Source organism: Flavobacterium myungsuense (assembly GCF_042677265.1).
Lineage (GTDB): Bacteria > Bacteroidota > Bacteroidia > Flavobacteriales > Flavobacteriaceae > Flavobacterium > Flavobacterium myungsuense.
The window spans coordinates 134891-159209 of the sequence record NZ_JBHTIZ010000046.1 but is presented as its reverse complement, the minus strand read 5'-3'; the positions used below and the strand labels follow the sequence as shown (position 1 = coordinate 159209).

The window sequence follows — 24319 nt, the reverse complement described above, 5'->3', positions numbered from 1 at the left end:
GGAATAAATTATAGATTAGTATACCAAATAATACAATAAAAAGTATAGAAATCGTAATTCATTTTTACAAATTTTGATGTCTTAAAATAATTTGTGACGAGTATTAAGTTATAAATAATTGTTGATTTTAAGTGCAAATTCTATTGAATACAATCTAAATCTGTTTTTTTTAATTTGATCTACTCTAAAAATGCTTCTAATTCGCTTTTTTCATCAATTCCAACAATTTCATTATAAATAACAAAATACATAGAATTTAAAAAAGGCATTGTAAAGAAAACACCAATACAAAATCCAATTAAACCAAGGCAAACCATTATTATACTAACAATAAGCAATCCTAATAAAACAAAAAAATGTTTAGAAACAATAGTAAAACTACCTTTTATTGCTTCAAAAGCAGGAAGTTTTCCAAAAATAATTAGAGGAATGGTTAAGAAAGTTAAGAATGAAATGATAGAACTTAATAGTGAACCAATAAATTTAATTCCCGAGGCTTCTAATGCAGTGCTTAAGCCTAATGAAAAAATAGAAATGACAGTAGTTGCTATAAATAAATCTTTAAAATAGCTTGTTTTATAATACTCAAATGCAGTTGCTAATGAAAACTCTTCATTTTTACTTGCATTATAAGCCATTTTTAAAATTCCTCCCGAAAAAGGGGCACAAATGCCCGAAAAAATTGAAATGCTAAGAGTATAAATAAGTACAGTTGTGCCTGAAAAATTTTTTGGGTCTAGTTGCGACATGTTTTCTGTAATGGTACTAAACCCCCATATAGCAGCAAAACCCCCAAGAAAAAAGATACTTATAATTGCTCCAAATACAATAAAAGCTAGACCTGCAATTAAAGCAATTTTTTTGTAGTTTTCGATAGCTTTATTAAAAATTGTACTGAAATCAATTTCGTACCCATGCTCTCGAATAGCAGCTATTTTTTCATTTACATTTTCCATTTTATAATTGTTTTTGATTATTGTTTTGAATTTATATTACCAGTTAGGATATATTTTTATCGAAGACCATATTGAAATCCTAAATAAAAATCGGCTTGCTTAGTGTCGCTTGATAATGCGGTAAGTATTGAGCTAGATCCTAAATAAAAACCACAAATTCTTAAACCAAAACCACCGGTAGTTCCTGATATTTCATTGTCGGCCCACGAAGAAAATAGTTCGAAATTTTTAAACGACAATCTAGGCGTAACCGATACTACATTTTGGGTAATAATTTGATCGTTTTTGCCATTGTCATTTAGTTTTTGTTGGGTGTAAAGCGTAAGATAAAACTTTGAAATTACTTTTACATCTGCATATCCTGTAAATACAGCAGGAAGATTTACTTTAAAATCGGCATTTCCGCCATCTGTTTTGGTTAAAAATCCCTCCTTTATAAGTATTTCTTCAATTCCTTGTAAGCTTTCAATATTATTAAATTTATTTAAATCTAAAACTTCAGAACCTGTAATATCCAATTCATAATTTATTGAAGAATTATTATCCGATTTAAAAGTCATCTTACCTATGTTTTTTACTGCAGCTCCAAGATTCAGTTTATATTCTTCTTTGTCTTTACTTTTCCATTGATAATTTATCCCAAAATCAGCGGCAACCCCATTTAATCCACCAAAAACAGATCGTGAATAATCACTAAAATCTACAAAACTGTTGGCAAGATTTCCTGAATAGGCAAAATTTAAATTGGCATTAGCATCTGTAATAGTTTGTTTATCAGTATTATTAGTAATAGTTCCAGAAAACTGACCCACCCCAAAATTGGCATACGAACCAGGAAACAGTAATTTTAAAGTAACACCTGCACTTAATTTTTTTGTATCAGTAGCATATAAATTTCTAGCCACAGAAAGCCCAACTTCTCCCCAAGTTGTTCCGTTTAATCGTTGATTATAGTCATTTTTTATGGTTGTAGCCCCTCCAATAGATTGGATAGCTTGATTAAGGATAGCATCTCCTAAGCTAGGGTTTACATCTACAACTGATGCTTTAATATATCCTTTGGTATTAAAACCAAAAGACCATTTTTTTAAGCGCATGGCAAATCCAGGACCATAAATTTCAGAATCTACTCTAAAATTAACACGCCCATTGCCTTTAAATAATAAATCTTCTAAATTTTCCCCATCAACAATATCATTAAAACCAACTATATTATTAGACACAATAGCGCTTACCGAAAAAAGATTGACTTCATATTTAGAACTTAAATTTGAAAGTTCGGCTGGGTTATTACTTACATTAAGTAACCCAACTCTCTTAGAAGTATTTAGTCCTGATAAATGGTCTTGTGCCGAGATGAAAAAGAATTGTAGTAAAAGAAGTAAGAAAATTGATTTTTTCATTTTTTTTGAGTTTACAAGTTACTTGTTAAATATATCTTAAATGTAAAAATACATTTTTTTTTATTTATATGGCATTCCAAATTACATCATTTGGTACAGGGGCATTAATTTCAATGTTTTCTTTTGTAACAGGATGAATAAAAACTAATTTTTTTGCATGTAGATGAATCCCGCCGTCAGGGTTGCTTCGGTCAAAACCATATTTTAAATCGCCTTTTATAGGACAGCCAATAGCTTGAAGTTGCGCACGAATTTGATGATGGCGACCCGTATGTAAATTAATTTCTAAAGCGAAATAATTGTTTAATTCTTTGATGATTTTATACTCTAAACTGGCAATTTTACTTTCAGGTACTTCTTTTAAATGTGCTTTAGAAGTATTGTTTTTCTCATTTCTTTTTAAGTAATGAACAAGTTTATCTTCAGTTTTTGAAGGTTTGTTTTTTACAATTGCCCAATAGGTTTTTTGCGTTTCTCTATTACTAAAAAGTTCATTCATTCGCGTTAATGCTTTGCTAGTTCTAGCAAAAAGAACGATTCCTGTTGTTGGACGATCTAAACGATGAACAACTCCTAGAAAAACTTCTCCTGGCTTGTCGTACTTATCTTTAATATATTCTTTAACAACTTCGCTTAATGGTTTGTCTCCTGTTTTGTCTCCTTGCACAATATCACCCACACGTTTATTGACAATAATAATGTGATTGTCTTCGTGAAGAATTTGGAGGTTGTTTTTGTTGGAAAGGATTTTCATGTAGATTTTTAGAATTCTTAGATTTTTAGACTTTTAATGTCGAACGAAATTTAGATATTATTTTTATAATTTAAAAAAGTTATAGAAATAAAGATTATAATTTATTTTTATTAATAATTCTAGAAATCTAAGTAGTCTAAGTAGTCTAATTATTCTTAGATTCTAAACTAATATTGCTCTTTCTCATTTGGAAAATCTCTCGATTTTATGTCAGCAACATATTGACCAATTGCTTTAGTCATACCTTCGAATAAATTCATATAGCGTCTTAGAAATCTAGGGCTAAATTCGTTATTCATGCCTAGCATATCGTGAATTACAAGTACTTGTCCGTCAACACCGCCTCCAGCACCAATTCCAATAACTGGAATAGAAATACTTTGTGCTACTTTTTCGGCTAAGTCCGCCGGAATTTTCTCAACAACTAGCGCAAAACAGCCTAAACTTTCGAGTAATATTGCATCTTCAATCAATTTTTCAGCTTCTTGATCTTCTTGGGCACGAACAGTGTAAGTTCCGAATTTATAAATAGATTGTGGAGTTAAACCTAAATGTCCCATTACAGGAATACCTGCATTTAATATTTTTTTTATAGAATCTTTAATCTCACTTCCTCCCTCAAGCTTTACCGCATGACCACCACTTTCTTTCATGATTCGAATTGCGGAGCGCAAAGCAGCTTTAGAGTCTGATTGATAACTTCCAAAAGGCAAATCAACAACAACTAATGCTCTTGATATTGCTCTAACTACACCCGATGCATGATAAATCATTTGATCTAAAGTAATAGGTAAAGTAGTTTCATGTCCTGCCATAACATTCGATGCAGAATCTCCAACAAGAATTACATCTACACCAGCTGTGTCTACAATTTTTGCCATCGTATAATCGTAGGCAGTAAGCATTGAAATTTTTTCGCCATTGGCTTTCATTTCAATTAAAGATTTAGTAGTAATTCGTTTGTAATCTTTTTTGGATACTGACATGATAGTTGTATTTTAGACGGTAAAAGTAGTAAAATTGTATTTGGTTGAGTAGCACCCACAAAAATTAAATTGGTAAATGATAATTTTAAATAAAATTAGTATTACAATTTAGCTTAAAAAAATTGAAGAATCAAATAGAAGAAATTAAACTAAAGTTAAAATACTCAATAAAGTTGAAATAGATATAATAATCCATAAAACGACCCCTTGCAATAATGGTTTGTAACCTACTGAAGTGAGCACTTTTCTTGACAATCCACATCCTATAAGAAAAAGCGTTAAGGTGAGTGTGGCTTTTGCAAAACCAGTAACATAGTGACTGTAATTCTGTACAAACGGAGAATAAGAATTGGCAAGCATTGCAAGAACAAATAATCCAATAAAATATGGAATTTTGATTTTGGTTCCTTTATTTTTAAAAATAAATGTCGATAAAAAAGCAATAGGTATTATCCATAACGCCCGAGCTAATTTAACTGTAGTGGCAACTTCTAAAGCATGTGGGCCATATTTGCTTGAGGCTCCAACTACTGAACTGGTATCATGAATAGCGATTGCGCACCACAAACCAAATTGATTTTCAGTTAAGTTTAGATAATGTCCAATAAATGGAAATACTATTAATGCTACAGAATTCAAAATAAAAATGGTGCCTAAAGCAACTGATATTTGTTTTTCATCGGCTTTAATAACTGGTGAGATTGCTGCAATTGCACTTCCGCCACAAATAGCTGTACCAGTTGCTATTAAGAAGGAAATCTTTTTTTCAATTTTAAGTGCTTTACCTAATAAAACTCCAATGATTAAAGTACCAACAATCGAAAGTACCGTAAAGACAATACCTTCTTTTCCTGCTTTCATTGCCGAGTTTATGTTCATTCCAAAACCCAATCCAACAACTGAAATTTGCAATAAAATATGAGTGGCTTTATGATTTAAATTCAAATAAGGATGACCAATAAATTGAGCAATGATTAATCCCATTAATAATGCAATAGGAGCTGAGATTAATGGCGACAAACACAATACAACAAAAAACATAAAAATCACTTCACGAGTAGTGATACTTTTGTCTAGAATGCTTTTTTTTGAAGAATTTTCTTCAGGAGTTGTCATCTTAATTGTTAATTTAATTTGTTGTTTATCAATAATTTTTAGTTATTTTATTGATATTTAACTTTAAGTAATTGTTTTTAATTACCAATCCATAAATACCATTCCAGCTCCACAAATAAATACCGTTAAGCCTCCTAAAGTATGCATGTGTTTTTCTAATTTTTCGGTATTAAATAATGAAATGCTATAGTAACCAAGAAATACCATAACAATCATGGTTACTAATGTAAAAGTAGTGTATACAACAATAAGTAATAGCATACCTTGCCACGAATGTTGTGCAGCAGGAAAAAAAAGTATTGGAATCATTGGTTCGCAAGGGCCTAATAAAAATATGATAAACATAACCCAAGGAGTAACTTTGTGTCTCTCAGTAACCGAAACTGCTTCGCCGTGTTTGTGCTCAAAAACATATATACTTCCATCATCGTAGGTGTCAAAATGCTTGTGCGATTTATTTTTGTAGGTTCGGTACAAGCCCCAAATGCAATAGAGTAACCCAAAAAGTACCATAAACCACCCTGCAATTCCACCTCTAACTCCTTCAAGCCATGAAATTTTAGATAAATTCCAACCAATTGCAGCTCCGCCAAGCCCTAATAAAACCGAACTCCATACATGACCACAACCACAAATAATAGTCCACAAGAGTGTTTTACCAAAACTCCAACCTCTAGATTTAGATAAAGCAATAAAAGGCAGATAATGATCAGGTCCTGTAATCGTGTGCAAACAAGCAATTGTTATGGCAGCGGTAAGTACTATTTGAAACTCATGTTGCATAAATTGTTGATTTGATGGTTTTAGTTAATTGAGCAATATGATTCAAATAATTAAATAAAGGTTCGCCTTTATAGCCTAAAATTCTAATTATAATTCCATTAGTATGAGTTGTCGAAACTCCAAAACTAATTTCAATTTGTTGTTGTAAATAGTCATTCACAACATTGGTAAAAAAATCAGTGTCTATTGTTTCGTCAATAATTATTAAACTGGCTTGATGAGTATATCCTTCGAGTTGACCCATTTTTGATGGATTTATGAATGAAGGTTGCATGACAATATTTTCTTTAATGATTAGTCTATGATTCAAAAATATTTCTGTGCTATTGTGGTATTTTGAAAAAGTAAAAACCTCGTCTTTTAGTGTTCTTCCGCAAGTTATGATTTCTCCCCAAATTAGTTTACAATTATTGCCAAGGTAAATTTTGTTTTTAGCTCTAAATATGGAATCTTTATGCGGAACAGAAGGATGAGGCAAGTAGGTAAATGACGAATTAGCGTTGCATTTAATCTCCATTTCTTGAGCCGCTCCTTTTGTCATGGTAAACAATCGCTGATAGGATTGTGAATGCAGTTGAAGTGAACCATTTTTAACGACTTCAATTTTAATTTCAAATTCATCTTTGTCTAAAATCCCTGGAGACGAATTCATTAACATGAGATTCAGATGGTTTGATTTTTTATCTTCGGTTATATTCATTACTTTAAACGGTGGCGAAAAATAACAATTCCCTAGTTTTGTAATACCGTTTTGAAGTGTAGTTTGAATATTAATTTTTGCAATCATCGCAATAATTTTGGTTCTTCGACTTCTTCTAGTAAAGCATATTTTTTAATCCATCCAATTACATCTTCAAGGCCTTGCAAACTCATTAGGTTTGTGAATACAAATGGATTTCCGTTTCGCATTTTTTTGGCATCGCGCTCCATTACGCCCAAATCAGCATTGACATAGGGAGCTAAATCTATTTTATTAATAACTAATAAATCACTTCTTGTAATACCTGGACCACCTTTTCTAGGTATTTTATCACCTTCAGCAACATCAATTACAAATATCGTTACATCGGCTAAATCTGGGCTAAAGGTCGCCGACAAATTATCGCCACCACTTTCAATAAAAATAATTTCAATATCGGCAAAACGATTCGCCATTTCCTCGACAGCTTCTAAATTCATACTAGCGTCTTCTCGAATCGCAGTATGCGGACAACCTCCTGTTTCTACGCCAATGATACGTTCTTTTGGCAACAAGCTGTTTTGTGTTAAAAACTCAGCATCTTCTTTAGTATAAATATCATTGGTTATTACTCCAATGCTATATTCATTAGCCAATTTTCTACTTAAACGTTCAATTAATGCTGTTTTACCAGAACCAACAGGACCTGCAACACCAATTTTTATATAGCTTCTTTCGCTCATTTAATTTTTTTTAAAAGTTTAATTTTTTAGGACATATACAATCTCGAATACAATCTTTCGTGTTGCATACTTTTGATATCAAAACCAGAACAGCACATTCCAATTAAATCAATATCAGGAGTTACTGTTTGTTGAACTAATTCTTCAATCAAATCTTGAATTTCAAATAAAATTTCTTGCCCACTTTGCTGACTAAGCGGAACTAATTTAACGGCATTGGTAACAAAACCAACAGCTGCGTTATAATAAAAGCCACTTAGCGTATCTTCTTTCGAAATGGACAATGTAGATGCATACATTGCAAAAGCAATACAGTAATGCCCAAGAGCTTTTTGGTTTTTAATTGCTAAAGCATAGTCATTTACAAGTTCATCTTTATTTGAAGGCTGAAATATTTTCATCAATCGCAAGCCCAATTTATTACTGGCAACTCTCATTTCTTTGGGGAGTTTTAGAGCTGTGCAATGCTCGTCAAACCTTAGAATTTCTTCTAAATCATTTTTCTTTGTAGCTTCATAAACTAACGAAACAAAAGCAGCATCTGTATAACGCAAATTTTGAGATAGCATTTCTACTACGAATTGTAAAGCACTTGATTTATCTTTTACCAATCCTTGTTGTACATAAGTTTCTAAACCCGCTGAATGAGAAAAACCACCTATTGGTAAATTAGGATCGGTTAAGTGCAATAAAGAAAGTAAAGCATTATTCATGGTGTGCTGTAAGCTTCATTATTTTAGAAAATAGGGAATCATTTGTACTGCCATGTGGGGCAACTGTTGTTTTTAAAGGTTGCAATAATTGGCGTTGTTCTTGTTTCACAATATAGCCTTGAGTGATTAATAGTTTGTATAATGGCATTTCGTTGGGTACTAATAGTTCTTCTTTATCAAAAAAAAGTGGTAAGTGTTTGTTTCCAATTTCATAACATACGCTAGCCATTTCGAACATGTTTTTTGGTGCAACAACAATACATTCGCAGGGTAAGATATCAATGGCGATAATAGATTTCTCATCTTCATACAAAATGTCTCCTTGATTTAAATTTGGATTTTCTTGTAAAAATTTAATTGCAATTTCTAGACCTGATTCGGTATGTTTTCTTTGGATGCGTTTATTGGATTCAAACCATTGTAATTTAAGCCAATCAATAGTTTTAGTATTGTTTGGATAATCCTTAATATTTCCAATTTTTTGTTGAATTAGCATTACAGAATTCTTTAAATTTTATGTAAGAAAACCAATAGAGTTAAATTAAAATAAGAAATATCTTTGCGCTAAAGGCAATTCTTTCATGGGTTCACAAGTAATTATTTCTCCATCAACTTTAACTTGATAGTTTTCAGGATTTACATCAATTTTAGGTGTTTTATCATTATGAATTAAATCTTTCTTAGAGATGTTTCGGCAATTTTTTACTGGTAAAACTATTTTATGTAAACCATAACTTTGAACAATATTTTTTTCTAAAGATACTTTAGAAACAAAAGTGATACACGTATTGAAAATACCCTTGTTACTTGCCCCAAACATATGACGATAAATCACAGGTTGTGGAGTAGGGATAGAGGCATTCGGATCTCCCATTCGAGAGGCGATAATCATTCCTCCTTTAATTATCATTTCAGGTTTTGCGCCAAACATTGAGGGTTTCCACAACACAATATCAGCAAGCTTTCCTGCTTCTAGAGAACCAACATATTCACTAATACCATGAGAAATGGCAGGATTTATAGTGTATTTTGCAATGTATCTTTTTACTCTAAAATTATCGTTGCTATTATCTTGGTCTTCAGCTAATGGGCCTCGTTGCACTTTCATTTTATGAGCGGTTTGCCACGTTCGAGTAATAACTTCAGCTACTCTACCCATAGCTTGAGAATCTGAACTCATCATACTAAATACGCCCATATCATGAAGAATATCCTCAGCAGCAATGGTTTCAGGACGAATGCGACTATCGGCAAAAGAGACATCTTCAGGAACATTTTTATCTAAATGATGGCAAACCATCAACATATCTAGATGCTCATCAATCGTATTTACTGTAAAAGGTCTTGTTGGATTGGTAGACGAAGGCAATACATAGGGATACATAGCGGCTTTAATAATATCAGGAGCATGACCGCCACCAGCGCCTTCAGTATGAAAAGTATGAATAACTCTTCCATCTATAGCTTTTATGGTGTCTTCTAAGAATCCCATTTCATTTAATGTGTCCGTATGAATAGCAATTTGAACATCATGTTTATCAGCAATTGTTAAAGCTGCATCAATTACAGATGAAGTACTTCCCCAATCTTCATGAATTTTAAGTCCAAGTGCACCCGCTTCTATTTGCTCTTCTAAAGGGTCTAAAGAAGCACAGTTTCCTTTACCGTAAAAACCTAAATTCATAGGGTAGGAGTCGGCAGCCTCTAACATGCGTTGTAAGTTCCATGCTCCTGGGGTTACAGTAGTAGCATTTGTTCCATCGGCAGGACCAGTACCACCACCTAACATGGTTGTTATTCCGCTAAATAACGCATGATCTATTTGTTGTGGACAAATAAAATGAATGTGTGTATCGATTCCTCCAGCAGTAGCAATCAAACCAGCGCCGCCATGAACTTCTGTAGATGCTCCAATAATCATATTTGGAGTAATTCCATCCATTGTATCTGGGTTGCCAGCCTTGCCAATACCAACTATTTTTCCGTTTTTTATTCCAATATCGGCTTTAACAACTCCCCAATGGTCAATAATCATGACGCTAGTAATAACAAAATCTAAAACGCCTTCAGCTCTTGTTGCCCTTGCCGATTGTGCCATTCCGTCACGAATTGTTTTACCACCACCAAATTTAGCTTCATCACCATAAACGGTAAAATCTTTTTCAATTTCTATAAACAATTCGGTATCACCCAAGCGAACCTTATCACCAGTTGTTGGGCCATACATATTGGCATATTTTAATCTGCTAATTTCTAAACTCATCCTTTTTACTTTTGAATTGCTACACTTCCGTTAACTAAATTATTGAAACCGTAGATTAATTTTTCTCCACCAAAAGAGACTAGCTCTACTTCTTTTTCTTCCCCTGGTTCAAATCGAACTGCTGTTGCTGCGGCAATATTTAATCGCATACCAAATGCTTTTGACCTATCAAATTGCATTTGGGAATTCACTTCAAAAAAATGAAAGTGAGAACCAATTTGTACGGGTCTATCTCCAGTATTTACAACTGTCACTTTAGTAGTTGCCCGACCGACATTACATTCGATAGTTCCTTCTTTTAAAAAATATTCTCCTGGTATCATAATTAATTTTTTTTAAAATTTGGAATTTATCGAATAGGTTCATGAACAGTAACTAGCTTAGTTCCGTCAGGAAACGTGCCTTCTACTTGAATGTCGTGAATCATTTCGGAAATCCCCTCCATGACATCATCTTTTGTTAAAATAGTTGCCCCATATTGCATGAGTTCTGCAACTGATTTTCCATCACGAATGGCTTCTTGTAGTCTAGAACTAATTAACGCAATGGCTTCGGGATAATTTAATTTTAAACCTCTTGCTTTTCGTTTTTCTGCAAGTTCTCCTGCTAAGTGTAGCAATAATTTTTCGGTTTCTCTCGGTGAAAGATGCATATATCTTTTAGGTTTATTATTTTAAAAGTTTAAAAATAATAAAAAGAATACAAATATTTTTTTTATTGAATGCTTTTTACCGAATAGTTTATTTCACAGTATAAAAACTGTATTATTTACAAAATTGAAATGTTTTTTTTACAATAAAATATTTTTTTTAAATATAATAATATTCATCATTCTTAAATTTGCTTGTTTAAATTAAATTATTATTCCATTAACATTACTAAAACTAGAAGAATATTAAAAAGAAAATAATAACTTTGAAAGAATAATTAGTATTAAACAAATTTATATTTATTTTCATGAATGACGCTCATTTACATTTGGTAGTAAACCATTTTCCAATTATCGGGACGATTTTTGGATTAGGAATTTTAATTGTAGGAATGATTTTGAAAAACAATTCTGTGAAAACGGTTGCTTATGTCTTATTTATAATTGCGGCGATTTTTGCAGCATTTAGCATGGGAACAGGTGAAGGAGCAGAGGAACTAGTAGAAGATATGCCTAATATAGGCAAAGAGATCATTCATGAACACGAAGAATTAGCCGAAAAATTCGCACTAGTTTTATATGCAATGGGAGCATTATCATTAGTTTCTATCTATTTTTCAATAAAGAAAATTTCTTTACTAAAATACACTACAATTATTACACTTTTACTTGCACTAATGGGTGTTTTTTTAGCTCAAAAAGTTGGAACTTCTGGAGGCGAAATTCGACATACAGAAATCAGAGCTAACTCTAATTCACCAATAGGTAGTCAAGAAACACAAGGAGCTGACAAGGATTAATTAAACAAAAAAAGAGGATTATCTACATTAGAAAATCCTATTTTTTTATTGATTTTATTTTGTGTTATTGCTAACTAGCAAATAACAAAATGAGTAATTGAGCAATAAATATCCTTGAAATTGTCACTAAAGGATATACCGTTGCATACGACTGATTAGGAATATCAGAGTCTAAGTATTTAGTGCTAAAAGCCAATGCTGCAGGATCGGTATAAGCACCACTCATGATACCAACCAATTGATAAAAGTTAAGTTTAAACACCAATCGGCTTACTACTACTAAAATTATCAGTGGAATAAATGTAATGTAACAACCATAATAGATCCAAAGCCAACCGTTAAATTTAATAAAGTTTTCATAAAATGCAGCACCAGCATGAATTCCAACAGCAGCAAAGAATAAGCAGATTCCTAAATCTTTCATAAAATGTACTGCTCCATTATTAATGTAGGAATGAATTACTCCAATCCCGCCATATCTACTAATAAATAAAGCTGTTATAAGTGGTCCTGCTGCAAAGCCGAGTTTTAAAGGAACTGGTAATAAAGGAATAAAAATAGGTATGGAACCAATAATAATTCCAATAATTAACCCACCAAACAAAGATAAAAAATCGGGTTCTAAAAGGCTTTTTTCAGAGTTTCCTATTATCTTTTCAACTTCCGAAATGGCTTCTTTATTACCAACAATTAATAATTTATCGCCATAATACAATTCTAAAGAAGGTTGAGCTAATAATTCTAATCCTGAACGAATAACACGAGTTACTTTTAAATCAAATTTATTGTGTAAATCGAGTTCGGCTAGGGTTTTATGGGTAGCCGATTTTTTCGTTACTAATATGTTTTTAGAAACTACATCTTCTTCAGATTCAATAAATAAATCAGTTGAAACTTTACCAACAAGACTTATAAAATGAGAAACGTCTTTTTGGTTTCCAACCACCATCAACACATCTTTATGATGAATTTTAGAATCTAGTGAAGGAGAATAAACCACTTTGGATCCACTATTTTTTAATCTTGAAATAATTATATTTTGAATACCTAACTCTTTAAAAATTTGATAAATACTTTTTCCTATCAATTCATTATTGGTAATTCGACACTTTTCGTGAATGATTAGAGATGTTTCGTCATTTTTTTTTGATTGAAGTGAGAAACTTTCCTTCATCAAATCGATTTTAAATACCGATTTAGAAAAAATAATGGTAACAATAATTCCCAAAACACCTAGTGGGTAAGTTATAGCATATGCAATAGTTGGGTCACTAAATACTTTGGTAGGGAATTTATTTTGAATTTCTTGCAATGTCGATTTAGCAGCTCCTAATCCAGGGGTATTTGTAACTGATCCAGACATTAAACCTACTGCATTTTCAATATCAATTTTAGCTATGAAATAAAGAAAATAGGTAATAATTCCTCCAAGAAGTACCGTGCCAATGGCTAGAATATTAAATAACAATCCGTCTTTTTTAAATGATGAAAAGAAAGACGGTCCAACTTGTATTCCAATTCCATATACAAATAAAATTAAACCAAAATCCCTAACAAATACTAATATACTATCGTCCATTCTATATCCGTAATGGCCTAAAAATAAACCAACAAACATGACTGCCGAAACGCCAAGTGATACATTTCTAATACGAATTCTACCTACAAAAAAACCAACACTTATAGCGATTAATAATACAATTAGCGACTGAGTAATATCAGGAGCATTATTAGGAGAAAACAATGTTTTAAACCAATCAAACATGATGATATAATTTTTAATTAATAGTGATGCAAATGAACTAATTCTTTTTTCTGTTTTATATGATATAAATCAGCTAATTTTTTTGTAAATTTAAACTAATATTTTATAGATATACATCTTATCATAAAAGATGATTCCCGAAATCGTTTTCTTAATTTTAGTTGATTTACATGATAAAAATCAGGTTTCTTTCGGCTCTAGAATTTTAAATTTGTTAAAGAATAAATGAGTAAGAATTATAAAATCAAACAATATGAAAAACATCAGAGTTATCAAGGAATTACAAGATTTAGGAATTACAGGGTATCATGAAGTATCTTACAATCCTACATATGAAGAGCTATATCAGGCAGAAGTTTCTCATAAAAGAAAAGGATATGAGAAAGGTGCACAAACCGATACAGGTTGCGTTGCAGTAAAAACCGGGATTTTTACTGGCCGTTCTCCAAAAGACAGATACATCGTTAAAGATGATATTACTAAAGATACTATTTACTGGGATGATAAAGTAAATTTCCCTACCACCAAGGAAGTTTGGGATGATTTAAAATCACTAGTCCTAGAACAACTTTCAACTTCTCCAAAATTATATGTGGTTGATGCTTTTTGCGGAACAAACGCTGATACAAGACTAAAAGTACGTTTTATAATGGAAGTGGCTTGGCAAGCACACTTTGTAACCAATATGTTTATTAGACCATCCATTTACGAATTGGAAACTTTTGGGGAGCCTGATTTTGTAGTGATGAATGGTTCTAAAGCAATAAATCCAGATTGGAAAGAACACGGACTCAATTCTGAAAACTTTGTCGTATTTAATCTTACCGAAAAAATTCAAATTATTGGAGGAACTTGGTACGGTGGAGAAATGAAAAAAGGGATGTTTGCTATGATGAATTACTATTTACCTCTTAAAGGAATGGCCTCAATGCACTGTTCTGCAAATGTTGGTGAGAAAGGTGATGTAACTATATTTTTCGGACTTTCAGGTACAGGAAAAACCACATTATCTGCCGACCCAAAAAGATACTTAATTGGTGATGACGAGCACGGTTGGGATAACAATGGTGTATTTAATTATGAAGGGGGTTGTTATGCAAAAGTAATTGACTTAAGCGAAAACAATGAGCCAGATATTTGGAGAGCCATTAAAAGAGATGCTTTACTCGAAAATGTAATTGTCGATGAGTACGGAGAAATCAATTATTTCGATCATTCTATAACAGAAAACTCTCGAGTGTCTTATCCAATTTATCATATCAATAAAATTGTTTTGCCCTCTAAAGCGGGACACGCTAGTAAGATAATCTATCTTTCTGCCGATGCATTTGGGGTCTTACCTCCAGTTTCTATTCTAGATGAAGATCAAGCACAATACCACTTCCTATGTGGTTACACGTCAAAACTAGCAGGCACAGAGAGAGGAATTACAGAACCAGAACCTTCATTTTCACCTGCATTTGGAGAAGCGTTCCTGACCTTGCACCCAACAATGTATTCTAAAACATTAATCGGAAAAATGAAAGAGCACAATGCTAAAGCTTATCTAGTCAATACAGGTTGGAACGGAACAGGAAAACGAATTTCACTTAAAAATACAAGAGCCATAATTGATGCCATTATTAATAGTGAAATTGATGCAGCTCCAACTAGAGATATTCCATTTTTAAATTTAACTATACCAACTGCTTTATCAGGAGTAAGCGAAGGTTTGCTAGACCCAAGAGATACTTACAAAGACAAAGCGGAGTGGGAGCGCAAAGCTAAAGATTTAGCAGCTCGATACATTAAAAATTTCGAGCAATATACCAATACAGAAGAAGGAAAACGTTTAGTTGCAGCAGGACCTTCACTAGAAGTTCCAGTTTTAAATTAGAATTCTTTAAATTGATTCTTTAGTTTTAGAACATCTACAAATAGTTACAAAAACTACTTGTAGATGTTTTTTTTGTTCAATTTTTTATATGATTTGTTTTTTAATTTTTTTTTAAACTATATTTGCAACACAATAAAAAAAACATGAAAATAAATCAATTGCACCATCATCATTTTACCAATTGCTCTCAAGCGATGTGTTAATGATATGTGTGTATGTAACAATATTCTAAAAACCCGTTTGAGTAACTCCAAACGGGTTTTTTATTACCAAACGGGTACTCAAACAAAAATTAAAAAACAAATAATTGAGAACGAGATTGCTTCGTTCCTCGCAAAAAAACAAATAAAATGAGTACTTTAAAAATTGCAATTCAAAAATCAGGTCGTTTAAACGAAGACAGCATTCAAATTCTAAAAGATTGTGGTATTTCTATAGATAACGGAAACGACCAACTTAAGGCACAAGCTACTAATTTTCCTCTTGAAGTTTTGTTTCTTCGTAATTCCGATATTCCACAGTATTTAATTGACGGAGTTGTAGATGCTGCGATAGTTGGTGATAATCTTTTAGTAGAAAAAGGAAAAAACATTAAAGTTGCCCAAAAATTGGGTTTTTCTAAATGCAAAGTGTCAGTGGCTGTTCCTAAAACATTCGATTATAAATCTATAAAAGATTTAGACGGAATGCGGGTTGCTACTTCCTATCCAAATACAGTAACAGATTATTTTAATTCTTTTGGTTTAACGGTCGATATTCACCAAATTTCAGGTTCGGTAGAAATTGCCCCAAATATTGGTCTTGCTGATGCAATTGTTGATATTGTTTCTAGCGGAAGTACCCTGTTTAAAAACAATCTTAAAGAAGTAGAAGTTATTTTTAAAAGTGAAGCCGTATTAGCTGTATCTCCAAAAGTAACTCCAGAAGTGCAAAAGCTAATAAACACGCTTCAATTTCGTATCGAGTCGGTTTTAAGAGCCAGAAAATCAAGATACATTTTAATGAATGTTCCAAATGATAAAATAGACGCTATTGGCAAAATTTTACCAGTTTTAAAAAGCTTAACTGTTATGCCTTTAGCCGAAGAAGGATGGAGTAGTGTTCACTCCGTAATTGATAAGGATACTTTTTGGGATGTAATTGATCAACTAAAGGAAGCTGGAGCAGAAGGTATTTTAGTTTGTCCAATTGATAAAATGGTACTTTAATTCAATAAAAATGAATAAAATATACAATCCAGCAAGAGAAACTTGGTCTAAAATTTTAAAAAGACCAACTGCCAATTTTAGTGATATTGAAGAAACTGTAAAAGGCATTTTTACTGAAATTCAGAAAAAAGGAGATAAAGCAGTAGCCAAATACACTTCACTTTTTGATGGAATTTCATTAACAGATATTCAAGTTTCTGATGATGAAATTCAAATAGCTATAAGTTTAGTTTCTGATGAATTAAAAGAAGCGATTCAGTTAGCAAAATCGAACATTGAAAAATTTCATAGTGTCCAAAAAACTGCTAAAATTGAAATTGAAACGACCGAAGGTGTGCAATGCTGGCAAGAAAAACGCCCAATACAAAAAGTTGGGTTATACATTCCTGGCGGAACAGCTCCTTTGTTTTCAACCGTATTAATGCTGGCGGTTCCTGCTAAAATTGCTGGATGTCAAGAAATAGTTTTGTGTTCGCCACCCGATAAAAACGGAAAAATTAATCCAGCTATCTTATATACTGCCCAATTATGTGGAGTGAATAAAGTTCTAAAAGTTGGAGGGATTCAGGCAATTGCTGGAATGACTTTTGGCACATCAACTATTCCTAAAGTATATAAAATTTTTGGACCAGGAAATCAATTTGTAACCGTTTCTAAACAATTTGCAACTCAGTTTGGTGTTGCTATAGATATGCCAGCAGGTCCTTCAGAATTATTAATTGTAGCCGATGATAGTGCCGATGCTAGTTTTGCAGCTTCTGATTTATTAAGTCAAGCTGAGCATGGTGCAGACAGTCAGGTTATTTTAGTAACTACTTCAAAAGATTTTATTGACGCTGTTGAAAATGAGGTTAGTAGTCAAATAAAAAGTTTGCCAAGAAAAGCTATTGCAGAAAAAGCCATCAAAAACTCGAAACTAATTTATGTCGAAAATGACCAAATTGCCATAGATTTAATCAACGAATACGGTCCAGAACATTTTATTATTTGTAGTAAAAACGAAAAGTATTACGTCGATAATATTCAAAATGCAGGTTCTATTTTTATAGGAAATTATACGCCAGAAAGCGCTGGTGATTATGCCTCTGGGACAAATCATACCTTGCCAACAAACGGCTATGCTAAAAATTATTCGGGAGTAAATTTAGATAGTTTCTTAAAAGCAATGACTTTCCAAAAAATATCAGAGAGAGGCATTCAAAATATAGGAAAAGCAATCGAGATTATGGCGGAGGCCGAAGGATTACAAGCACATAAAAATGCTGTTACACTAAGATTAAAAGCGATTGAAAATGGAAAATAGTTTTGATATAAATAATTTGGTTCGAGAAAACGTCAAGCTGATGAAGCCCTATTCTTCGGCGCGTGACGAATTTGAGGATTTTGACACTGCAGATATGATTTTCTTGGATGCCAATGAAAATCCATTTCAGAATGGCGTGAATCGCTATCCAGATCCGCAACAAAGCAGTCTAAAAGTAGTTTTGGCAAAGCAAAGAAATGTAAAACCCAATCAAATTTTACTCGGAAACGGTAGTGATGAAGTATTAGATTTAATCTTTAGAGCTTTTTGCGAACCAAAAGTAGATAATGTAATTACTTTGCCACCAACGTATGGAATGTATGGCGTTTTGTCTAATCTAAATGATATTGAAAATAAAGAAGTACTGCTTTCAACCCATTTTCAACCTCAAGCAGAGAAGATTTTAGAAACAGTTGACGAGAAAACTAAAATCATCTTTTTATGTTCGCCAAATAATCCAACAGGAAATTCTTTTTCTGATGAAAGTGTGGTCAAATTGCTGGAGAACTTTAATGGATTAGTAGTTATTGATGAAGCGTATATTGACTTTTCTGAAAAAGAAAGTTGGTTGGCAAAAATAAACGAATATCCAAATTTATTCATCACGCAAACACTTTCAAAAGCGTATGGTTTAGCAGGGATTCGATTAGGAATATGTTACGCTTCGGCAGCTGTAATTTCGGTTTTAAACAAAATAAAACCACCTTACAATGTGAACGAACTGACACAGTTAAGAGCTTTGGAAAGATTGAGTAATCCTGATATAATAAAATCAGAAATAGTTTCAATTATTGAACAAAGAGATTTATTGTTAAAAACTCTGGAGGAAGTGAAATTTGTCGAGAAAATCTATCCAACAGAAGCCAATTTCATCTTGATAAAAGTAGATGATGCCAATAAAAGATATAACGAATTGATTGCCAAAGGAATTGTAATTCGAAACAGAACAACACAGCCGTTATGCGAGAACACCTTGCGTTTGACTATTGGAACGGAACAAGAAAATGAAAAATTAATAGAAGCTTTGGCTTCTTTAATAAAAATATAAAAATGAAAAAAATACTTTTTATAGATCGAGACGGAACTATGGTTTTAGAACCAAATGACTATCAATTGGACAGTTTCGAAAAATTAGAATTTTATCCTAAAGCCTTTCAATATTTAGGAAAAATTGCTGCCGAATTGGATTTCGAATTGGTAATGGTAACCAATCAAGATGGTTTGGGAACCGATTCTCATCCAGAAGCCAACTTTTGGCCTGTACATAATTTGGTGATGAAAGCTTTCGAAAATGAAGGTGTTGTTTTTAGCGAAGTTTTTATTGATAAAACATTTCCTCACGAAAACGTTCCCACTCGCAAGCCAGGTACGGCTATGTTGACAAAATACATCAACAATCCAGCATACGATTTAGAAAAATCTTTCGTCATTGGAGATCGAATTACTGATGTGGAATTAGCCAAAAACTTAGGTTCAAAAGCCATTTATATTAGTAATGACGAAGAATTAGGTAGCGATGAAATTTCGTCAAAAAGACATGAATTGGATACTGTTATCACTTTACAAACCACAGAATGGAAAACGATTTACGAGTTTTTGAAATTAGAAGAACGTTCTGCTACAATTTCTAGAAAAACGAATGAAACTGATATACACATCAATTTAAACCTAGACGGAACCGGAAAAAGTAAAATCGATACTGGAATTGCTTTTTTCGACCACATGCTCGATCAAATTGCACGTCATGGACAAATGGATTTAGAAATTATAGTAAAAGGAGACCTTGAAGTAGATGAACACCACACGATTGAAGATACTGCGATTGCTTTGGGAGAAGTTTTTGCCAAAGCATTAGGAAATAAATTAGGAATTGAACGATACGGTTTCTGTTTACCAATGGACGATTGTTTGTCACAAGTAGCTATAGATTTTGGTGGTAGAAATTGGTTGGTTTGGGAAACCGAATTCAAACGGGAGATGGTGGGTAAAATGCCAACGGAAATGTTCTATCATTTCTTTAAATCCTTTTCGGATGGAGCGAAAGCCAACATCAACATAAAAGCCGAAGGAACCAACGAACACCACAAAATCGAAGCGATTTTCAAGGCTTTTGCCAAAGCAATAAAAGTTGCCGTAAAACGCGACACAGAAAAAATGATTTTGCCGAGTACGAAAGGGATGTTGTAAAATAAAGCTGGAAGTTTTAAGAGGGAAGTTTTGAAACTTCTAACTTCTAACTTCTAACTTCTAACTTTAAATAATGAAAATAGTAATCATAAATTACGGAGCTGGAAATATTCAAAGCATCATGTTTGCTATCGAAAGATTAGGTTTTCATGCCGTTTTGAGTAACAATCCAGACGAAATTAAAGCAGCCGATAAAGTGATTTTTCCAGGAGTGGGAGAGGCAAGTTATGCCATGAGAATGCTGAAAGAAAGCGGTTTGGATACTTTAATTCCGACTTTGAAACAACCGGTTTTTGGAATTTGTTTGGGTATGCAATTGATGTGCAACCATTCGGAAGAAAGTAATACCAAAGGATTGGGGATTTTTGATGTGAATGTGTTGAAATTTTCTAATAAAGTGAAAGTACCACAAATGGGCTGGAACACTATTTATAACTTGAAATCAGATTTGTTCAGCGGCATTGCCGAAAACGAATATATGTATTTGGTGCATAGTTTTTATGCGCCAATTTGTACTGAAACGATTGCAACTACTAATTACGAACTAGAATATTCATCGGCGTTGGAAAATGACAATTTCTATGGAACCCAATTTCATCCCGAAAAAAGTGGTGATATTGGAGAACAAATTCTCGGGAATTTTTTAAAGCTATAAATTTCAATGGCAATGGCGAAAATCAATTTCAATAGCAATTTTTAAATCTGAAATCAAAAATCGTTAATCTTCAATCTTCAATCAAATGAGAATAATACCTGCAATAGACATCATCGAAGGGAAATGTGTTCGCTTGTCAAAAGGCGATTACAATACTAAAATTATATACAACGAAAATCCGCTGGAAGTAGCGAAATCATTCGAAGCGCACGGAATAGAATACTTACATTTAGTAGATTTGGATGGAGCAAAATCGAGTAAAATTGTCAATTATAAAATATTGGAACAAATTGCTTCTCAAACCAAATTAAAAATTGATTTTGGTGGTGGTTTAAAAGCCGATTCTGATATAAAAATCGCTTTTGAAAGTGGAGCAAACCAAATCACAGGAGGAAGTATTGCCGTTAAAAACAGAGCCATTTTCGAAAAATGGATTGCAGAATATGGTTCGGATAAAATTATTTTGGGAGCGGATGCCAATAATGAAAAAGTAGCCGTTTCAGGTTGGCTGGAAGACTCAAATGAAGATCTGGTTCCATTTATTCAGGATTATCAAAACAAAGGAATTCAATATGTAATTTGTACCGATATTGCAAAAGACGGAATGCTTGAAGGACCAAGTTTTGATTTGTATGCCAAGATTTTATCAGAAGCCAAAGGAATTAAGTTAATCGCATCAGGCGGAATTTCAACTTTTGATGAATTGCCTAAAATAGCTGAGTTGGGTTGTGAAGGAACGATAATTGGTAAAGCGATTTACGAAGGAAGAATTTCGTTAAAACAGTTAGAAAATTACATCATAACAAACCCTGTTAGGGTTTAAAACCCTAATAGGGTTAATCAAACAAAATATGTTAACAAAAAGAATAATCCCCTGCCTTGATATCAAAAACGGAAGAACCGTTAAAGGTGTTAATTTTGTAGATTTACGTGATGCAGGCGATCCTGTTGAGTTGGCAAAAATCTATTCGGATGAAGGCGCTGATGAATTAGTTTTCTTGGATATTTCAGCAACCGAAGAACGCAGAAGCACGTTACTAGATTTAGTTCGAAAAGTAGCATCAACGATTAATATTCCTTTTACTGTTGGCGGAGGAATCTCCACAGTTGAAGATGTTGAATCCTTATTGCACAATGGAGCTGACAAGGTTTCTATCAATTCATCGGCAGTAAAAAACCCGCAATTGATTAATGATTTATCAAATAAATTCGGTAGTCAATGTGTGGTAGTTGCAATCGATGCCAAGCAAATTGATGGTGAATGGATTGTGCATTTGGTAGGAGGAAAGGTCCCAACAGAAATTAGATTATTCGATTGGGCAAAAGAAGTGGAACAACGTGGAGCGGGCGAAATCCTATTTACCTCTATGAATCACGACGGTACAAAAAACGGATTTGCCAATGAAGCTTTGGCAAAATTGTCCGAAATCGTAAATATTCCAATAATTGCTTCTGGTGGAGCCGGAAATTTGAAACATTTTGTGGATACCTTTGTAGAAGGAAAAGCGGATGCCGCATTGGCCGCAAGTGTATTTCATTTCAAGGAAATTGAAATAAAGACATTAAAAAAAGAGCTTAAAAAAAATAATATCGAAGTTAGGATTTAAAAATCCCAAATCGAGAATCTTAAATCCTAAATTAAAATGAATATAGATTTTTCCAAAAGTGCTCACGGATTAATTCCGGCTATTATTCAAGACAATGAAACTAAAACCGTTTTAATGCTTGGATATATGAATGCAGAAGCCTATCAAAAAACAATTGACACACAAAAGGTTACTTTTTTCAGCCGATCGAAACAAAGACTATGGACAAAAGGAGAGGAAAGTGGCAACTTTTTAAATCTAGTAGATATTAAAATTGATTGTGATAATGATACTTTTTTGGTTAAAGTAAATCCTGTAGGCCCAACTTGTCATAAAGGTACAGATAATTGCTGGCAAGAATCTAATAATCAAGAGTATGGATTTATTTCAAAATTAGAGAATACAATAAAAAACAGAAAAGAAAACGCTTCTTCTGATAAAAGTTATGTAGCTTCATTATTTGAAAAAGGTATTAATAAAATTGCTCAAAAAGTAGGAGAAGAAGCTGTTGAAGTAGTAATTGAAGCTAAGGATAATAACGATCATTTATTTTTAAGCGAAAGTGCTGATTTGTTATTTCATTATCTTATTTTATTACAAGCAAAAGGATTTCAATTGAATGACGTGGTTTCAATTTTAAAAGAACGAGAAAAATAATAGCAATAATTATTGTCTAAACTTCTTTTTTTAAACAATCAAAAAACTATATTTACTTTATAATTAAAGTTTATATAGTTTTTTTTAAATTTATATGGTTTCTAATACAAATAGCCTTTCAAAAGATATAGAAGACGAATTAATTGAGCCTCAACTCAACATACTTCTTACAACCGATGAAGACGATTTACGTCCGGTTTACATCTCAGGAAATTTCAATAATTGGCATACTCAAGACAGTCATTTTGTGATGGAAAAAATCGGAAACGGTTTGTACCATTATAAGTTCTCTAATGATTTTGTTTATCCAGAAGAGTTACTTTACAAATTTACAAAAGGGGATTGGAGTGAGGTTGAGATTGATAAATATGGAAATAGAACTCCCAACCGAGTTTGCACACAAAACTCAGGTGTTCGAAAAGAGCATGTCGATAAATGGAGAAGAAATTGGTTGCCATTTAAGCCTAATTTTCTGCCTAAAGTGCATCTCATTTCTGAAGAATTTGAGATTCCTCAACTCAACAAAACCCGAAGAATATGGGCATTACTTCCTCATGATTATGAATCGTCAAATGAGCATTATCCTGTGATGTATTTGCAAGATGCTCAAAATTTATTCAATGAAAATGCAGAATATGGCAATTGGGAAATTGATAAAAAACTAGCGGTTATGGCCGAATACAATATAGGAAAAATTATCATTATTGCCATAGAGCATGCAGAACAAGACCGAATAAAGGAATTCAATGTAGGAAATACCATTTTAGGAGCTGGGCAAGGAAAAAAATACATTCGTTTTATTACAGATACTTTAAAGCCCTTTGTAGACAAACAATTCAGAACAAAAAAAGAACGCGAATATACAGGAATAGGGGGTAGCTCTATGGGTGGATTGGTTAGTATTTTTAGTGGAATAATGTATCCGGAAGTATATGGCAAGCTAATGATTTTTTCACCATCACTTTGGGTAATTCCTAAAATGGATTTTTCGAGTGTGGATTTTTCTGAACCGGGTGATACCAAAATTTATTTATATGCTGGTGGTGATGAAAGTGCCACTATGATTGATCATGTAAAAAAATTCAAAAAGAGAATGATTAAAAATGAATTTGTATCTAATAAAATGAAAATCAATTTAAGCATCAATATGCTAGGAAAACACAATGAAACCTATTGGAGTGATGAGTTTCCTAAAGCAATTGAATGGCTTTTTTTTAATACTAAAGATAACTAATAC

25 protein-coding genes are annotated in these 24319 nt (G+C 32.7%); 11 read left to right on the top strand and 14 right to left on the bottom strand.

Translation table 11 applies throughout. The features are described from left to right. Window positions 1–179: 179 nt before the first annotated feature. The 13 genes from ACFQ0S_RS13400 to ureA form a co-directional block, all read right to left on the bottom strand. Window positions 180–956 carry a hypothetical protein gene (locus ACFQ0S_RS13400; RefSeq protein ID WP_379759120.1) on the bottom strand — a complete coding sequence of 259 codons (777 nt, stop codon included), beginning with the start codon at window positions 954–956 and terminating at the stop codon, window positions 180–182. 56 nt (window positions 957–1012) lie between these two features. After that, window positions 1013–2359 (bottom strand): DUF5723 family protein, encoded by a 1347-nt coding sequence (locus ACFQ0S_RS13395; RefSeq protein WP_379759123.1) that lies wholly within the window; start codon window positions 2357–2359, stop codon window positions 1013–1015. A gap of 64 nt (window positions 2360–2423) precedes the next feature. Beyond that, window positions 2424–3113: an RluA family pseudouridine synthase gene (locus tag ACFQ0S_RS13390; protein WP_379759126.1), complete on the bottom strand. Its 690-nt coding sequence runs from the start codon at window positions 3111–3113 to the stop codon at window positions 2424–2426. Between the two features lie 167 nt (window positions 3114–3280). Next, window positions 3281–4099, bottom strand: coding sequence for a 3-methyl-2-oxobutanoate hydroxymethyltransferase (gene panB, locus ACFQ0S_RS13385; RefSeq protein ID WP_379759129.1), 819 nt, complete (start codon window positions 4097–4099; stop codon window positions 3281–3283). 144 nt (window positions 4100–4243) lie between these two features. Further along, window positions 4244–5215, bottom strand: coding sequence for a YeiH family protein (locus ACFQ0S_RS13380; RefSeq protein WP_379759131.1), 972 nt, complete (start codon window positions 5213–5215; stop codon window positions 4244–4246). An 81-nt stretch (window positions 5216–5296) separates the two neighbouring features. Then, window positions 5297–5998 carry a hypothetical protein gene (locus ACFQ0S_RS13375; RefSeq protein ID WP_379759134.1) on the bottom strand — a complete coding sequence of 234 codons (702 nt, stop codon included), beginning with the start codon at window positions 5996–5998 and terminating at the stop codon, window positions 5297–5299. After that, entirely contained in the window at window positions 5988–6785 is a 798-nt protein-coding gene (locus ACFQ0S_RS13370; protein WP_379759137.1) for an urease accessory protein UreD, read from the bottom strand. Before ACFQ0S_RS13370 ends, ACFQ0S_RS13375 begins: the two co-directional genes overlap by 11 nt. Next, window positions 6782–7420, bottom strand: a complete 639-nt coding sequence (gene ureG, locus ACFQ0S_RS13365) for an urease accessory protein UreG (RefSeq protein WP_379759140.1) — start codon at window positions 7418–7420, stop codon at window positions 6782–6784. The genes ACFQ0S_RS13370 and ureG overlap by 4 nt, the downstream gene beginning before the upstream one ends. A gap of 26 nt (window positions 7421–7446) precedes the next feature. Further along, window positions 7447–8133 carry an urease accessory protein UreF gene (locus ACFQ0S_RS13360; protein WP_379759142.1) on the bottom strand — a complete coding sequence of 229 codons (687 nt, stop codon included), beginning with the start codon at window positions 8131–8133 and terminating at the stop codon, window positions 7447–7449. Next, window positions 8126–8629: an urease accessory protein UreE gene (gene ureE, locus ACFQ0S_RS13355; protein WP_379759145.1), complete on the bottom strand. Its 504-nt coding sequence runs from the start codon at window positions 8627–8629 to the stop codon at window positions 8126–8128. The genes ACFQ0S_RS13360 and ureE overlap by 8 nt, the downstream gene beginning before the upstream one ends. A 45-nt stretch (window positions 8630–8674) precedes the next feature. After that, a complete protein-coding gene (gene ureC / locus ACFQ0S_RS13350; RefSeq protein WP_379759148.1) occupies window positions 8675–10396 on the bottom strand; it encodes an urease subunit alpha in 1722 nt (573 codons plus the stop codon). A gap of 5 nt (window positions 10397–10401) precedes the next feature. Further along, window positions 10402–10719, bottom strand: coding sequence for an urease subunit beta (ureB, locus tag ACFQ0S_RS13345; protein WP_379759151.1), 318 nt, complete (start codon window positions 10717–10719; stop codon window positions 10402–10404). A 26-nt stretch (window positions 10720–10745) separates the two neighbouring features. Then, window positions 10746–11048: an urease subunit gamma gene (gene ureA, locus ACFQ0S_RS13340; RefSeq protein ID WP_151105761.1), complete on the bottom strand. Its 303-nt coding sequence runs from the start codon at window positions 11046–11048 to the stop codon at window positions 10746–10748. 305 nt (window positions 11049–11353) lie between these two features. Here ureA and ACFQ0S_RS13335 point away from each other — a divergent pair, with 305 nt between their 5' ends. After that, window positions 11354–11845: a hypothetical protein gene (locus tag ACFQ0S_RS13335; protein ID WP_379759154.1), complete on the top strand. Its 492-nt coding sequence runs from the start codon at window positions 11354–11356 to the stop codon at window positions 11843–11845. Window positions 11846–11915: 70 nt separating this feature from the next. On the opposite strand, the gene ACFQ0S_RS13330 is transcribed toward ACFQ0S_RS13335, so the two are convergent. After that, window positions 11916–13610, bottom strand: coding sequence for a putative transporter (locus ACFQ0S_RS13330; RefSeq protein ID WP_379759157.1), 1695 nt, complete (start codon window positions 13608–13610; stop codon window positions 11916–11918). 253 nt (window positions 13611–13863) lie between these two features. On the opposite strand from ACFQ0S_RS13330, the gene pckA reads away from it, so the two are divergent. The 10 genes from pckA to ACFQ0S_RS13280 all read left to right on the top strand — a co-directional run bounded on the left by pckA (window position 13864) and on the right by ACFQ0S_RS13280 (window position 24316). After that, window positions 13864–15486 (top strand): phosphoenolpyruvate carboxykinase (ATP), encoded by a 1623-nt coding sequence (pckA, locus tag ACFQ0S_RS13325; protein WP_379759160.1) that lies wholly within the window; start codon window positions 13864–13866, stop codon window positions 15484–15486. A gap of 350 nt (window positions 15487–15836) precedes the next feature. Then, window positions 15837–16694, top strand: a complete 858-nt coding sequence (hisG, locus tag ACFQ0S_RS13320; protein ID WP_379759163.1) for an ATP phosphoribosyltransferase — start codon at window positions 15837–15839, stop codon at window positions 16692–16694. 10 nt (window positions 16695–16704) lie between these two features. Further along, entirely contained in the window at window positions 16705–17997 is a 1293-nt protein-coding gene (gene hisD, locus ACFQ0S_RS13315; RefSeq protein ID WP_379759166.1) for a histidinol dehydrogenase, read from the top strand. Next, window positions 17987–19045: a histidinol-phosphate transaminase gene (gene hisC / locus ACFQ0S_RS13310; RefSeq protein WP_379759169.1), complete on the top strand. Its 1059-nt coding sequence runs from the start codon at window positions 17987–17989 to the stop codon at window positions 19043–19045. Before hisD ends, hisC begins: the two co-directional genes overlap by 11 nt. 2 nt (window positions 19046–19047) lie before the next feature. Beyond that, window positions 19048–20184: a bifunctional histidinol-phosphatase/imidazoleglycerol-phosphate dehydratase HisB gene (hisB, locus tag ACFQ0S_RS13305; RefSeq protein ID WP_379759171.1), complete on the top strand. Its 1137-nt coding sequence runs from the start codon at window positions 19048–19050 to the stop codon at window positions 20182–20184. Window positions 20185–20257: 73 nt separating this feature from the next. Then, window positions 20258–20839, top strand: coding sequence for an imidazole glycerol phosphate synthase subunit HisH (gene hisH / locus ACFQ0S_RS13300; RefSeq protein ID WP_379759174.1), 582 nt, complete (start codon window positions 20258–20260; stop codon window positions 20837–20839). An 85-nt stretch (window positions 20840–20924) separates the two neighbouring features. Next, the gene (hisA, locus tag ACFQ0S_RS13295) at window positions 20925–21662 is read left to right on the top strand and encodes a 1-(5-phosphoribosyl)-5-[(5-phosphoribosylamino)methylideneamino]imidazole-4-carboxamide isomerase (RefSeq protein WP_379759177.1); all 738 of its coding nucleotides are present in this window, start codon (window positions 20925–20927) and stop codon (window positions 21660–21662) included. Between the two features lie 28 nt (window positions 21663–21690). Beyond that, window positions 21691–22446 (top strand): imidazole glycerol phosphate synthase subunit HisF, encoded by a 756-nt coding sequence (gene hisF / locus ACFQ0S_RS13290; RefSeq protein ID WP_379759180.1) that lies wholly within the window; start codon window positions 21691–21693, stop codon window positions 22444–22446. 36 nt (window positions 22447–22482) lie between these two features. Continuing rightward, window positions 22483–23082, top strand: coding sequence for a bifunctional phosphoribosyl-AMP cyclohydrolase/phosphoribosyl-ATP diphosphatase HisIE (hisIE, locus tag ACFQ0S_RS13285; protein WP_379759183.1), 600 nt, complete (start codon window positions 22483–22485; stop codon window positions 23080–23082). 94 nt (window positions 23083–23176) lie between these two features. Then, window positions 23177–24316 carry an alpha/beta hydrolase gene (locus ACFQ0S_RS13280; RefSeq protein ID WP_379759186.1) on the top strand — a complete coding sequence of 380 codons (1140 nt, stop codon included), beginning with the start codon at window positions 23177–23179 and terminating at the stop codon, window positions 24314–24316. Window positions 24317–24319 lie beyond the last annotated feature (3 nt).